10 protein-coding genes are annotated in these 13,697 nt (G+C 41.9%); 1 reads left to right on the forward strand and 9 read right to left on the reverse strand.

All coding sequences use genetic code 11. The features are described 5' to 3' along the window. Positions 1-201: 201 nt before the first annotated feature. Positions 202-1,179: an acrylyl-CoA reductase (NADPH) gene (acuI, locus tag BLP85_RS07545; RefSeq protein ID WP_004647831.1), complete on the reverse strand. Its 978-nt coding sequence runs from the start codon at positions 1,177-1,179 to the stop codon at positions 202-204. Between the two features lie 83 nt (positions 1,180-1,262). Then, positions 1,263-1,907 carry an acrylate utilization transcriptional regulator AcuR gene (gene acuR, locus BLP85_RS07550; protein ID WP_034616986.1) on the reverse strand — a complete coding sequence of 215 codons (645 nt, stop codon included), beginning with the start codon at positions 1,905-1,907 and terminating at the stop codon, positions 1,263-1,265. Between the two features lie 219 nt (positions 1,908-2,126). Here acuR and BLP85_RS07555 point away from each other — a divergent pair. Then, a protein-coding gene (locus BLP85_RS07555; protein WP_092819513.1) for an IS3 family transposase occupies positions 2,127-3,265 on the forward strand; the annotation gives its coding sequence in 2 pieces (ribosomal slippage) (positions 2,127-2,385 and positions 2,385-3,265; 1,140 coding nt in all). Positions 3,266-3,617: 352 nt separating this feature from the next. On the opposite strand, the gene BLP85_RS07560 is transcribed toward BLP85_RS07555, so the two are convergent. From BLP85_RS07560 to pcaH, 7 genes are all read right to left on the reverse strand, one after another. Continuing rightward, positions 3,618-5,726 (reverse strand): TonB-dependent receptor, encoded by a 2,109-nt coding sequence (locus BLP85_RS07560; protein WP_092819514.1) that lies wholly within the window; start codon positions 5,724-5,726, stop codon positions 3,618-3,620. A 94-nt stretch (positions 5,727-5,820) separates the two neighbouring features. Beyond that, positions 5,821-8,250 (reverse strand): glucose/quinate/shikimate family membrane-bound PQQ-dependent dehydrogenase, encoded by a 2,430-nt coding sequence (locus tag BLP85_RS07565; RefSeq protein ID WP_092819515.1) that lies wholly within the window; start codon positions 8,248-8,250, stop codon positions 5,821-5,823. 179 nt (positions 8,251-8,429) lie between these two features. Next, a complete protein-coding gene (locus BLP85_RS07570; RefSeq protein WP_092819516.1) occupies positions 8,430-9,746 on the reverse strand; it encodes a carbohydrate porin in 1,317 nt (438 codons plus the stop codon). A gap of 60 nt (positions 9,747-9,806) precedes the next feature. Then, positions 9,807-11,267, reverse strand: coding sequence for a NosD domain-containing protein (locus BLP85_RS07575; RefSeq protein ID WP_092819517.1), 1,461 nt, complete (start codon positions 11,265-11,267; stop codon positions 9,807-9,809). 44 nt (positions 11,268-11,311) lie between these two features. Then, entirely contained in the window at positions 11,312-12,169 is an 858-nt protein-coding gene (gene aroD, locus BLP85_RS07580) for a type I 3-dehydroquinate dehydratase (protein ID WP_092819518.1), read from the reverse strand. Positions 12,170-12,318: 149 nt separating this feature from the next. Beyond that, positions 12,319-12,948: a protocatechuate 3,4-dioxygenase subunit alpha gene (gene pcaG, locus BLP85_RS07585; RefSeq protein ID WP_092819519.1), complete on the reverse strand. Its 630-nt coding sequence runs from the start codon at positions 12,946-12,948 to the stop codon at positions 12,319-12,321. A gap of 15 nt (positions 12,949-12,963) precedes the next feature. Further along, positions 12,964-13,689 (reverse strand): protocatechuate 3,4-dioxygenase subunit beta, encoded by a 726-nt coding sequence (gene pcaH / locus BLP85_RS07590; RefSeq protein WP_092819520.1) that lies wholly within the window; start codon positions 13,687-13,689, stop codon positions 12,964-12,966. Between the last annotated feature and the right edge of the window lie 8 nt (positions 13,690-13,697).

Genomic DNA, 13,697 nt, shown 5'->3' on the forward strand with positions numbered 1-13,697 from the left:
TCAAAGTTAAGATGATGGTATGACAATTTTATATACTCCATAAACCCTTTAAATTAATTAGGTGGTTTATGTCGCACTTCAAGTTTTACTCTGCCTAGCTTTATCCATGTGAAGTACCTCTTTTTATTATCCTCAGTAGGATAAATGAAAATTAAGTACTTACACAAAATTTAGAACAGTCCCACAACTCATTTTGTTGAACTATATCTGTACAACAACTCTACCTCGAATTTTTCCATCTAAAATTTCATTTGAAATATTTAAAGCATCTGTTAACTGAATTTCAGTAGTTACTGTTTCTAATTTTGTTTGATCTAATTCTGTAGCCAAACGTTCCCATGCTTCTTTTCTTAATTCGATTGGTGCCATCACGCTATCAATTCCATATAAGGTAATCCCTCTTAGAATAAATGGAGCAACTGTTGCTGGAAAATCCATTCCGCCTGCCAAACCACACGCAGCAACTGCACCACGATATTTTGTACTAGCACATGCATTGGCTAAAGTATGGCTTCCAACAGTATCAATTACGCCAGCCCAAACTTCTTTGTTTAATGGCTTTCCTGGGGAAGATAATTCAATACGATCAATAATTTCACTCGCTCCTAGATAGGTTAAATATTCTGACTCTTGAGGTCGACCAGTTGAAGCTGTAATCTCATAACCAAGATGATTCAAAATAATAATGGCAATACTACCTACTCCACCATTTGCACCTGTCACTAAAATTTTTCCATCACTTGGTTTAATACCATGCTTTTGTAAAGCCATGACACACAACATTGCGGTATAACCTGCTGTACCAATAACCATCGTATCTTTAAAAGAAAAAGCAGAAGGTTTTTGTATGAGCCAATCACCAGAAACAGTGACTTGCTCGGCTAGCCCTCCAAAATACTTTTCACCCACTCCCCAACCATTCAGTAGAACTTCATCTCTTTCTTTCCATGCTGGATGTTTTGATTCAATCACAACACCCGAAAAATCGATGCCTGGGGTCAAAGGAAAACTACGCACCACTGGTGAACGCCCAGTAATGGCTAAAGCATCTTTATAATTGAGTGTTGAATATTTGACTTCGACTCTAACCTCTCCTTCTTGTAAAGGCTTTGATGCAATCTCAGTAATTTGTGATGTGTAACCTGCTTCATCTTTAGTAATTACAATACCTTTGTACATAGAACTTCCTCTCTATTTAATTAGACTGCTTGTCTAGAATTAATTAAAAAAATAAATACAGACGTCTGCATTTATTTTTTTAATTAACTTTTTACGTGATTTTGTTGTTTTACAGCTAAAGTAAACAAGCGATAAAATGCATGTAAGGGACTTGTTGATTTGACCAAACGTGCTCTTAGAACTGCACCTTCCCACCCAATCCAAAACTGATAAGCAGCTTCATCGCAATCAGCTAGGCTATATTGTGAATTTGACTGATGTAGGCAATCAGAAACTAATTTCTCCCATACCTTAAAGATACTTTCGATTCGGGCAATGATTTCTTGAGGCAAATACGACACTTCTTGTCCTAAGTTACCTAAAATACAACCTCGTTTAAAATCATATTTTTGCATTTTTTCACCCGCATCTTTTACAAAATTTTGCAGCTTTTCTAGTGAGGAAAGATCAGTTTGATTTAAAAACTTATTCAATCGCTTCACAAAATAAAGTTCATAAGCATCTAAGACTTCTAAAATAAAAGCCTCTTTATTTGCAAAATAATGGTAGAAAGACCCTTTAGGAACTTGAACTGATTTCATGAGATCGTCCAAGCTCATAGCATTCATTCCACGTTCGGTCAGTAACTCGATACCTCGGCGGATTAACACTTCTTTGGTGTCTGCATAGTTACAACCGTGTTTGGTTGGTCGACCACGTGGTCTTTTGGGTAAAGAAGAATAATTCATATAATGAAAATAGACTATGTGACTAGAAATATCAACAATAAGATTATTTGATTGAAAATTTTATCTAAACGGCATCTATTTCTTTGCTGGGAGAACTTAGCCTTTTATATAAATTAGGACTTACGCACTATTATTTATAGACTCTCTGTGGTAGCAGATGGACTGCCACCACTCTCCTAGACAAATTTCGTCTATTCTTTTTGCATAGGAGAGAACCTTATGAGTGGACAAAGATATACCCCAGAATTTAAAGATGAAGCTGTTAAATTGATTACCGAACGTGGATATTCTGTCACTGATGTAGCAGAACGTTTAGGCGTATCACAACACAGCATTTATAAATGGCTAAAGGCGCTACAGCCTTTACGTAACAACTCTGATGAACATGAACTACTCGAAGCAAAGAAAGAAATCCTACGTCTTAAAAGTCAGCTTAAACAGACTGAAGAGGAACGGGATATTCTAAAAAAGGCCGCAAGGTACTTTGCAAGCCTGCCCGAGTAAAGTATCAGTTTATCCTGGAATACAGCCATCAATTTAAGATTAAAACGATGTGTCGGGTCCTTAAGATCGCTCGTGCTGGTTACTATGCCTGGTTGCATGAACCCGAATCAGGCAGGACTATTGAAGATAAGCGGTTATTACAGCTCATCCGTTCTTCTTATGATGCCAGCTATGGCATCTATGGTTATCGTCGCATTACGCTAGATCTAAAAGAATTGGGTGAAAGCTGCGGGCCCAATCGTGTGCTGAAGATCATGAAGAACAATGGTATTGCCGCTGTTCGAGGATATAAGAAACATAAAAGCTATGGTCGTGGTCGTCCTCAGATTGTGCTACCTAACCATTTAAATCGAGAGTTTATTGTAAACACACCTGATACTTCTTGGGTGACTGATATAACTTACATTCGCACATGGCAAGGCTGGTTATATCTGGCTGTGGTTCTTGATTTATATTCGAGAAAAGTCATCGGTTGGTCAATGAAACCTACGCTTGCCAAGGATATCGTTTTGGATGCACTTCTTATGGCGGTATGGCGACGTAGGCCAAATGAACCTGTGATCATACACTCTGACCAAGGCTCCCAATACAGCAGTAGAGACTGGCAGAAATTCTGTCAGAAACATAACTTAATACCCAGCATGAGCCGTAGAGGAAACTGTTGGGATAATGCCGTTGCTGAATCCTTTTTTAGCAGCTTAAAGAAGGAAAGAATTAAAAAGAGGATCTACAAAACACGAGAAATGGCTCGTGCAGATGTGTTTGATTACATCGAGATGTTTTACAATCGAATCAGGCGTCATTCGCATCTCGATGGGATGAGTCCAGAAGCCTTTGAGGCAGCTTCAAAATGAGGCTGTCTCGTGTCTAGGATACTGGGAGCAGTCCACCCAGAAAAACTGAGTCTATTATTAAGATCTTTTTAGTAGGAGAATATGTATTCATAGCTAGGTTCATGAACCAAATATTTTATAATTTATCACTTTAGTGCTTTAAGTAATTAAATTTATTGTTTATTAAACATAAATTTAATTGTGAACTAGATTCTAGGTGAACATAAGTTAATTAGGATATCCAAGATTGCGCCCTACATAACTCAGCCGTTGGCGCAACTTCACTGGAGAGATTCACAACAATATTAATCTCTCCAGTGATGTATCTTATTGTCCACTGGCTTACAGGTGCATTAATCCATTTACTGCTATGTTAGAATACTTTCTTTATCGATAGCCCCACATTAAAATTCCTTCGATCTGCGGGCTCAAAGAAACGGCTATTGCTATCATTTACAATTACTGAGCCAATATAGTTACGGTCAAACAAATTATCGACTCGTGCATAAGTATTTACTTTCCAGTCTTTATTGACCCACAAATAGCCAACATTTGCTGCAACAACGGTATAACTTGGTGCAGTATCGGAATTGATATCATCGACATAAATTTTGTCCATATAACGTGCTTCCAAGCCTGCATGAAAGCCCTGCCCAGGTTGCCATGCCAAGCCTACAAAAGCTTGATTCTTGGCAATACCAGGAATGTATGTTCCTTTTTGTATCAGCGGTTTGGTTGTGGTCGCTGGAATATCAGCATCAAAAGTCGCATCTAAATAACTATAACTGGTTCGAACATTGAGTGCTTGCCAGAGCTGTTTTTGCCACGATAACTCTAAACCTTTACGTAAGGTTTTTTCTGCATTACGGAATGTGCTACGTCCGCCATTGGCATCGTCAGGCACAATGTCATTTTTAGTTTCAGTATGAAATAAAGCAAAAGCAAACAGCCCTAATGTATTCTGCGATTTTAATCCAAGTTCTGTGGTATCACTGGTCGCAGGTTTTAAATTAAAGTTAATGCCTGAAGTCCCTACTGTAGGATAAGCCATCTCGGTAAAGGTTGGTGTTTCGAAGCCTTTGCCATAACTGGTATAGGCATAAAGCTCGGGTAAAATTTCCCAACCTAAAGCGACAGTTGGAAGTAACTTTTGATAATCTATTGAACCACTGTCATCACCATTGCCTGTGGTGATGTAATGATCTTCAGACTCATAATTGACATTGCTATAGCGTAAACCTGCATCTAAATGCCGTTGTGGTAAAAACTGCCATGAGGCTTGGATGTAAGGATCGAGATTCCACAAGGTATTGATTTCATCACGACGTAACTCACCTTTCAAACCATAACGCCCTGTCGCATCAAAGTTTTCATACCCTTGACGATCTTCCCGCATTTGGTCAAATGCCAAACCTGCAATAAATGTAGTATTCGACAAGAGCTCTTTCCCCATCCAACGGAAGTCTGCACCATAATAGTCCCGATTAAAATCGATCACGCCACCAGCATGACGTGGATTTTTTTGGGCACTGCTCGGGATCGACTGATATTGCACAACCTGTCTATTGCCAAAATAGACCATGCTATACAACTCTTGCTGATCATTCAGGGGTTTGTTCCATGTCAACCCTGTTTGGGTTTGTTCAATTTCTTTACGTACATCATAAATATTTTTAGCATCATTCACTTGCTTCGGATTGGCTTGCCATTGCGCACGGTTTAAGCCTTGAGGATCATCTGCCTCAATTTTTGTACGGTTTATGAGCCAATTAATCTTACTACCATCCTCCAGATTCCAAGTGAGCTTGGCATTATTCAACACTTTTTTCGCAGCGCTATGATCACGGAAACCATCCGTATCAAAATAGGAAGAACTGATCACATAGGCGGGCTGACGGGCTTGGTCTGAACCACCTTGCACTTGGATATTGGCTTGTTGTTTATGGTGGCTGCCTGCATTTAGACCCACTTGAATCGAGTCTTTCTCTTGTCCTTCTCTGGTTTCAGTTAGAATGGTCCCACCCGATGAGTTACCATAAATGGCAGAAAATGGACCTGTCAAAACTTCAATATTGTCCAAGCTGTCTAAGTCAATATTGGAACTTTGCCCCTGACCGTCGGGCATGGTGGCAGGAATGCCATCGACATACAGGCGTATGCCCCGCACACCAAAAGTAGAACGAGCCCCAAAGCCACGCATGGAAATTTGCAAATCTTGCGCGTAATTTTCACGATTATTGATTTGTAAGCCCGCGACACCTTGCAGTAGTTCAGAAAGATTTACATTGGTATTTTCTTGCATCTGCGGCGCTTGAATTTTCTGTATAGTGGCTGGCGTCTGTAACAATTCACTATCAGTACGCACCGCTTGCACTTTAATTACAGGAAGTTGCTGGTATTCGGTAGTGTCTTGCGCATGTAGTGCCATCGACTGCAATATCACAGCAGTCAATAATGCATATTGAAAGGGAAATGGAGTCATATTCAGTAATCTCACAAGATATCCTTTTCTTATCATCTGGTAGAGTGTAAAAAGCCCCTCTAGTACCGAAGGGCTTTCCGTGTCTTCTTGTTGATTATTCGCCTAAGCTATACGCAATCACATAATCGCCATGATCAGGTGACTGACGTGCTCCACCCGCGGAAACAACCACATATTGCTTCCCTGTTTTTGGTGAAATGTAGCTGATTGGCGTACCCTGACTACCCACAGGTAAACGGGCTTTCCACAATTCTTCACCATTAGATGAATTGAAGGCGCGTAAGTAGTAATCCTGTGTTGCTGCAAAGAACACCAAACCACCCTGTGTTGCCATTGGACCACCAATGGTTGGCATGCCAATCGGTGCTTTTAAGCCCATTTTGATGCCCATAGGACCTGTATCTTCTACAGTACCCAACGGAACCTGCCATGCAATTTGACGAGTTTTCATATCAATTGCAGTCATGGTACCAAATGGTGGTTTTTGACAAGGAATACTTAAAGCTGACCAGAAACGGTTTTTGTTGACTTTATATGGTGTGCCTTTCATTGGTACTGCACCCATACCAGTATTTACTTTCTCACCGCCATTGGCTTGAATCGCCAAGTCTTCAGGAGTTTGTTTGATCAACTGAATCCAAAGCCCTAAACGCATGTCATTCACAAACATATATCGATGCGTTGGATCGAAAGCAATAGAACCCCAGTTCATGCCACCCAGTGAACCTGGAAAGCTCAATGAAACATCAGTACCCGGTGCTGTAAATAGACCTTCATAACGCATCGATTTAAAATTGATACGACACATCAATTGATCAAATGGCGTAGCACCCCACATATCTGATTCAGTCAGCGTTTGATTACCAATTTGTGGCATTTCAATAGAACGCGGTTGGGTCAAACTGTATTGTTCATTTGGAATATCTGCAGCTTTAACAGGTTGTTCAATGACTTTGGTCAATGGTTTACCTGTGACACGGTCAAGTACAAAGAACTGACCAGACTTGGTACCAATGACTACAGCAGGTTTAGTCGAACCATCTTTCAGTGGAAAATCGACTAAACTTGGTTGCATTGGCAAGTCAAAGTCCCATAAATCATTATGAACTGTTTGATAGACCCACTTTTCTTTACCTGTGGTCGCATCAAGTGCCAATACCGAAGTATTGTATTTATGATCTAAGGGTTGACGGTTTGCACCCCAAAGGTCAACTGATGAACTTCCCATTGGTAAGAACACCGTATTCATTTGTTGATCATAAGATATTGCCGCCCATGAGTTGGCTGAACTACGTTTATAAGTTTCACCTGGTTTTAACACATAGTTCGGATCTGGATTACGCGGATCGAACGCCCAACGCAGTTTACCTGTAATGACATCGTATGCACGAATTACACCACCCGGCATGTCTGCACCTACGTTATCGGCAATACGGCTGCCAATGACAATCGACGTACCTGCAATAGTCGGTGCTGAAGTCACTTCAAAACGTGGTGCTTTGGTGCCATCACCTAAGCCTTCAAGTAAATTTACCGTACCATCGATACCAAAGTCTTTACAACGCTCACCTGTATCGGCATTGACTGCAATTAAACGACCATCAGGTGTATTGGTATATACACGACGAGGGCAAGCTGTATTGGTCGCGACTGCGGTTACGGCGGTTGCGCCTGCCAAGGTTGGCTGTACCAATGCTTGCGTCGAATCAAAATAAGCAACGCCACGGCAACGCTCCCAAGCATCGGCTTTAGAGTTGACTTCGGCTTTCCAGATTTGTTTACCTGTGTCCGCATCCAAAGCAATCATGTTGTTATGCGGGGTACATAAAAAGACTTTATTGCCGACCTGTAATGGTGTCATTTGATCTTCTGCACCATTACCCGAACCTGTGGTCATATCCCCCGTTTGGAAACGCCAAGCTTCTTTTAACTTAGATACGTTATTACGGTTAATTTGGTCGAGTGCAGCGAAACGGCTACCGCCTGCATCACTACCGTAATGATCCCAATTCACTTGCTGTTTACCTGGTTCAACGGGTACAAGTGGCAATTCCTCACCCGATGCTTGAACGGTTGGATGTGGAATGAACATACCGTATAAACCACCGAACATACCCAAAACAGTCAATCCCCCCACCACATAAGCTGGTGCTGACATTGCTGTCTGTTGCTGGTATTTACGAATGGATGGCAATGTGAATAACACAGCAGCAAATAAGCCTGCGGGGAACATTAAGCGTGAATGTAGTGGCCAGAATTCAAAGCCAGTATCAATCAATGCCCAAATGACAGTACCAATAAAGACTAAACAGAATAATCCGACCCCAAGGGCTTTTTTTCGAAAAATGAAAATCGCTGAAACGATCGTCACTAAGCCTGCAATAAAAAAGTACCAAGAGCCACCTAAACTGATGAGCTTTCCGCCACCAATTAAATAAAATAGGCCTGTTAACAATAAGGCCAAGCCTAGGATAAAGCACCATATTTTAAATATGGCTCCTAGCTTAGATTGAGCTTCAGACATACATCTTACTCCAAGTGCCGTGCGTTTAAATGACCACTCCCTCTCTCCTTTGAGTATCATTTATCTTCACGAATAAATTCTTGTGCTTTCGCAACTGGGTTACGAAAGCCATGACTTAAGTGTTTAAACAAAACAGCACTACTGTTTATATTTTAATCATTTTCACAATCTAAGTGCTGTTAAAAATTAACTTTCATACTTAAACCTGCGACCCACGCGTCCTCTACTTCTTTAACCCCTGTTGGTTGGTAGATGTATTGCAAGTTTGGTCTGAGCATGACCGCTGGGGACCATTGGTAGGTATAGTTCAGTTCGACATTCAGCTCGTCACGTTGTATCGGGACGTAGTCGCTGGCAATGGCATCGTAACTGTAATAACCACGACCTTCATTGGTGGCGATTTGCTTGTCCGTCGCACGATCATTCACGACATAATTGGCTAAGCCAAAACCGATGGAATCATTCGGGCGACTATCGAAAGGTCCTTTGTACCAAAGCGCGAGTTGTTGTGTACTTTCTACAAATGTTGTGGCCTTATCATTCACGACGCCATTAAAGCTAATGTATAAACCACGCTTCGGATCTGCCCCATGCTGTGTGAGTTGCTGTTGCGCATTCAACCAAAAACTGTATTTACCATCTTGCATTTCGCCACTGCGTATATCTTTTGCTTCGGCAGTGGAATACAGTGCACCTACTTTATATTCACCAGGCAAGCTATTAAACGCGGCTAACTTTGGTTTCCAAGCCAACTCTACAGGAATGGTGGCACCCTCAACATTGTCCATATCAAGGTTAAAACCATCACTATTCGATTGTGTTTTCACATTGTCTGGATTGACTTCATATACGCCCAAACCAAGTGACCATGCAGGTGCAAATTGGTATTTAATATTGGTACCCCAGAGTCCTACAGGCCAGTTGTACCAGATTGAACCAATTGATTTACCTAACTGACCGCCACAAAGCAGTAAGTTCTGGAATTCACATTGTGAGCTGTTAAAGTCATCCGACATGCCCATACGTCCAATCTTGAATTGAACACGGTTATCATCAAATCCTGTTTTGATCCAAGCCTGAGTTAAGCGCCAGATCTTGCCACGCCCGTAAATTTCTTGGGTATTTCCCAATGTGCTGGCACGCGGGTCTTTAATCCGTTCTAAAGTTAATGAGTTACCATCACGTTTGGTAATCATTAAGCCTGCTGTAGTATTTTCCCAACCTGCAATTTTACTCAAATCGAAATTAGCGCCTAAAGTCAGTTGTCCCGCATTTTCCAGAGTATTGTCATCGTTATAACCACCTGCCAAATTGGTTGCCGCCTGACTCATAATTGCAGCGGTAAATTTATAACCTTGATCTTCCAGTTGCTTCCGTTCACCGTTCCAATCACCCAATAACCATTGGCGGTCTGCCGAATAAAACTCATTGGCTGAAGCCAATTGGCAAGTTAAAAGTGCCAAAGATAATGTGCCTAGTTTTAATAGTTGTTGCATACCAAACATCCTTTTCTGTGAGGAAAGCTCAACTCAGGTGAGCTTTCCATGCGGTTTTTATTATTTAATGCGAACGGCTGGACTTAGTTCAGAAGTTGCGCCCAAGTGGTCTGTGACATTCGCGGTGACATTCGCCATACCACTTGCCACTTTCCATGTTGCTTGACCCTGACCTTGTGCATTGGTTGTTAAAACTTGCATTCCTAAATACTGTTCAGCTTCTTGAGCATTCGCTTGACGGTTGGCAAAGAATTCAACGTGGTAGCGTTGATTTGGCTGTGCTTGAACTGTAGCAGTGACTTGACCTTTGCTATAGCTTAAACGTGGCGCTTGAATGTTTTGGTTTGGCATGGCATTACAGCCTTGCTCGTTTGGCTGGGTACAGGTTTTTTGCAGTTTCGCTGCTTCAATCACTACACCGCCACCACGAGAACCGACAAAGCCTGCATGTTCTAGCGCAGGTACAGCAAACACAATTGCCCCTAAGCGCTGATTGAGTACACAAGAACCACCTGCTTCACAACGCTTAATATCTTTACCATTGTCCCAAATTAAGTTTTTGGTCAAGGTTGTGCGGGCATTGGCATCTTTTTCTGAACGTATTGCAATGCCAAGACGGTTAGCATGGACTTTATTGCTGTCAAAAATGTTGCCATCACCCGTAAGGTTAAAACCAATTGAGTTATTGGTCAGTTCGTTATAGGCAATGTAATTGCGCTTGCCCCAGTTAATTTGCAAACCATCGGAGTAGTTTTCAAATTTGTTGCCGACCACCGCATTGTCATTACCCCACAGGATTTCAATGCCTTGAGATGGCTCTGGGTTGGCTTTGGTTGAAGTAAATAAGTTGTTGGCCACAAGGTTAAATGCCGCGCCACGGGTGAGTTCTAAACCATCGCCATTATCTACAAACAAGTTGTTCAAAACTTTGTTGTTATTGGTGGTGGTTGAGGTTGGATTGCCCTTACCATCATCACCCGTCAACATCACGCCTGAACCACCGTAGTTATTACTGATACGGTTATGCTGAATTAAGTTGTTGCTCGAACGGTTAATCAGGACACCGATACAGAAACGGTGGATATCGAGACCTTTTAAAGTCACGCCATTGACATCTTGCAGCACCAGACCCGGCAAACTCATGGTACGGACGTTGGTGCCAAACTGTTCAGGGTTTGCCCCCGGACACGCTTTCGCACCCTCACCTTTAATATAATTTGAACCATCAATCGCAATAAACTCGCCTGTTTTGTCCCATTGCATCCCGATGATCTTCACTGAAGACTTAATTGGCGGCAAAGGCTGATTTAGTTTAATTGCATAGGGGGCTTGCCCCACAGCTTGGATGTGAATTTCATTTTCTTGCGTCGCATTGGCATTCGATTGTTCAATCGCCCAACGCAGTGAACCTTTTGCACTATCGTCCTGATAACGATCCACAATATAAGTTTCTGCACTGGCCAAACCTGATGCCGCTAAACTCAAAACCAATGTGGTCAAACGTAAAGTTGATGGTTTCATATTTTAAATCCTTTTCTATCCTTGAACATGAATAACGCAGTGCGTTAAGGGGTTGGTTGTACAGTTTTCAGCAACTGTTTGAGTTGAGTCACATCAATTTGACCCGGTGCAGAGGCTTCACCAATCATGCCAAAACTTAGGCTACCGCCCATGTTGGCAGTCGCCACACGTGAAATGGTGCCCAACTGCCCCATCGACATGGTCAGTAGTGGTTTTTGACTTTTTTGGCTGACGGCAAAGGTGGCATTCATGAGGGTAAAGACATCTTGTTTTGACTTTGGCATTACCGCAATTTTCAAAATGTCGGCACCCATCTGATCTTGTTTTAGCAGACGGTTTTCAATGTCTTCTTGCTCAGGTGTTTTTGCAAAATCATGATTCGACATGATCACCAACACCTTCTTGTCATGCGCCAATTTGATTAATTTCGCCACACTACCTGCATCACGGAACATTTCAATATCCAGCAATTGCATAAATGGCTTTTTCAGGTATTCACGATAAATTTTTTCATAGTCTTGGTCAGACACTGTCATTTTTCCGCCTTCATTATGGGTACGAATGGTCGCGATCAACGGTTTGTCTTTTAAAATTTGATTCAGCTGCTGACCCAATGCGATGACTTTTTTAGTGTCGGCAGAAAATTCGAGTAAATCGATACGGAACTCAGCCAGGTCCACATCTGGATTGCTGGCAATCACTTTGGCTTGTGCAATCGCTTGTTCAGCCGTTTTTGCGGTAATGGGTACGATGGTTTTAACAGGTAAGTCGCCAATATTGACGTTTTTCACCATATAGTGCTGTGCGTTTGATTGAGCCACTTCAGCTCCAAATGCTGGCATTGCTGCGATAACAGCACTGCTTAAGTAGAGTTGCATTGCTAATTTTTTGATTGTCATCATTACATTTCCTTGTATTTTCAAACTATTGCCTGACTTCTGTCATCAATGGTAAACATACGTGAGATGAATGAAATGGGGCATACCATCACCACGTATAAACTTTTATCTATCGAGCCTGTGCAAAGTGTTCTGCATTGAACTGAATCAACTTAGATATCTAAAAACACCGTTTCATCTTCGCCTTGAATGCGAATGTCAAAGCGATAAACCACTTCACCATCACGCTCTTCGCGCTTAGCAATTAAAGTCTGACGACGTGGTGCCCATTCAATGCCTTTGAGCACAGGATCTTGTGCATTTGCTTCCGCTTCATCATCAAAGTAAACACGCGTGTTTAAGCCAATATTGATGCCACGTGCAAAAATGATCAGTGCAATATGCGGAGCTTGAGTTGTGCCTTTACGGCCTGGAACAGCACCCGGCTTAATGGTATTAAAACTCCAGAAACCTGTTTCGAAGTCTGCGCCTGTACGTCCCCAACCAAGGAAATTAGGGTCGACTGCTTTGCCTTGAATGTCAGCCGCACTTGGATACACGCCATTGGCATCAGCTTGCCAAATTTCAATCAATACATCACGTAATGGTAAACCTAAGCCATCAAACACCTGACCTTCCAAGCGAATACGTTCACCTAAAGTCTTTTCTTGGACTAACTGATTGTTGAAGTTATTTTCAAACACTTCGATGTTGGCTTGTTGTGGCAACAAACCAATGTGTACATATGGTCCACCTGTTTGAGATGGAGTTTCATGCAATTCTTGAAAGTTCCAATTGTTCATGTTGTTCTCCCTGAATTAAGTCAAATCATTTTCGAAATATGTCGCACGACGACCACGTAAAGTGATGTCAAAACGATAACAACGACTGTCTGCTTCAATAAAGTTGCTCTTATCTTCAAGGGCAATCAGCGCACGACGTTGTTCTTCCGAAGGAATGGTTTTAATAATCGGACAGCTGTCAATTAATGGATCACCTTCAAAATAGAACTGAGAAATAAGGCGTTGCGCCCAACCATCGGCAATTAAAGAGAAATGGATATGCGCTGGACGCCATTCATTGATACGGTTACGCCAAGGGTACGGACCTGGTTTAATGGTACGGAATACAAAATAGCCGTTGGCATCCGTCATCATGCGGCCACAACCACCAAAGTTCGGGTCCATTGCACCAATAAACTGGTCATTTGGATGGCGATAACGACCTGAAGCATTGGCTTGCCACACTTCTAGCAAAGCATTTTTGACTGGACGACCAAACTGATCGCGGACAAAACCATGAACTACAATACGCTCACCAATTGGTAAACCGTCTTTGGCATAGTTCAAAATCAAATCGTTATCTTTAGAACCAAACTGATCCGCACTAAAATGCGGTGCAGTCACTTCAGTTAAGGTTTCTGCAATTGAGATCAATGCATTTTTTGGCGAGCGTAACACACTGGTTTTATAGCCGGGTGCATATGCTGGCGGATGATCATCGGTATTACGTTGTGCATAAGCACCTAAAATAAGTTGCGACATGTGACGTC

The sequence above is a fragment of the Acinetobacter kookii genome (assembly GCF_900096895.1).
Classification (GTDB): Bacteria; Pseudomonadota; Gammaproteobacteria; order Pseudomonadales; family Moraxellaceae; genus Acinetobacter; species Acinetobacter kookii.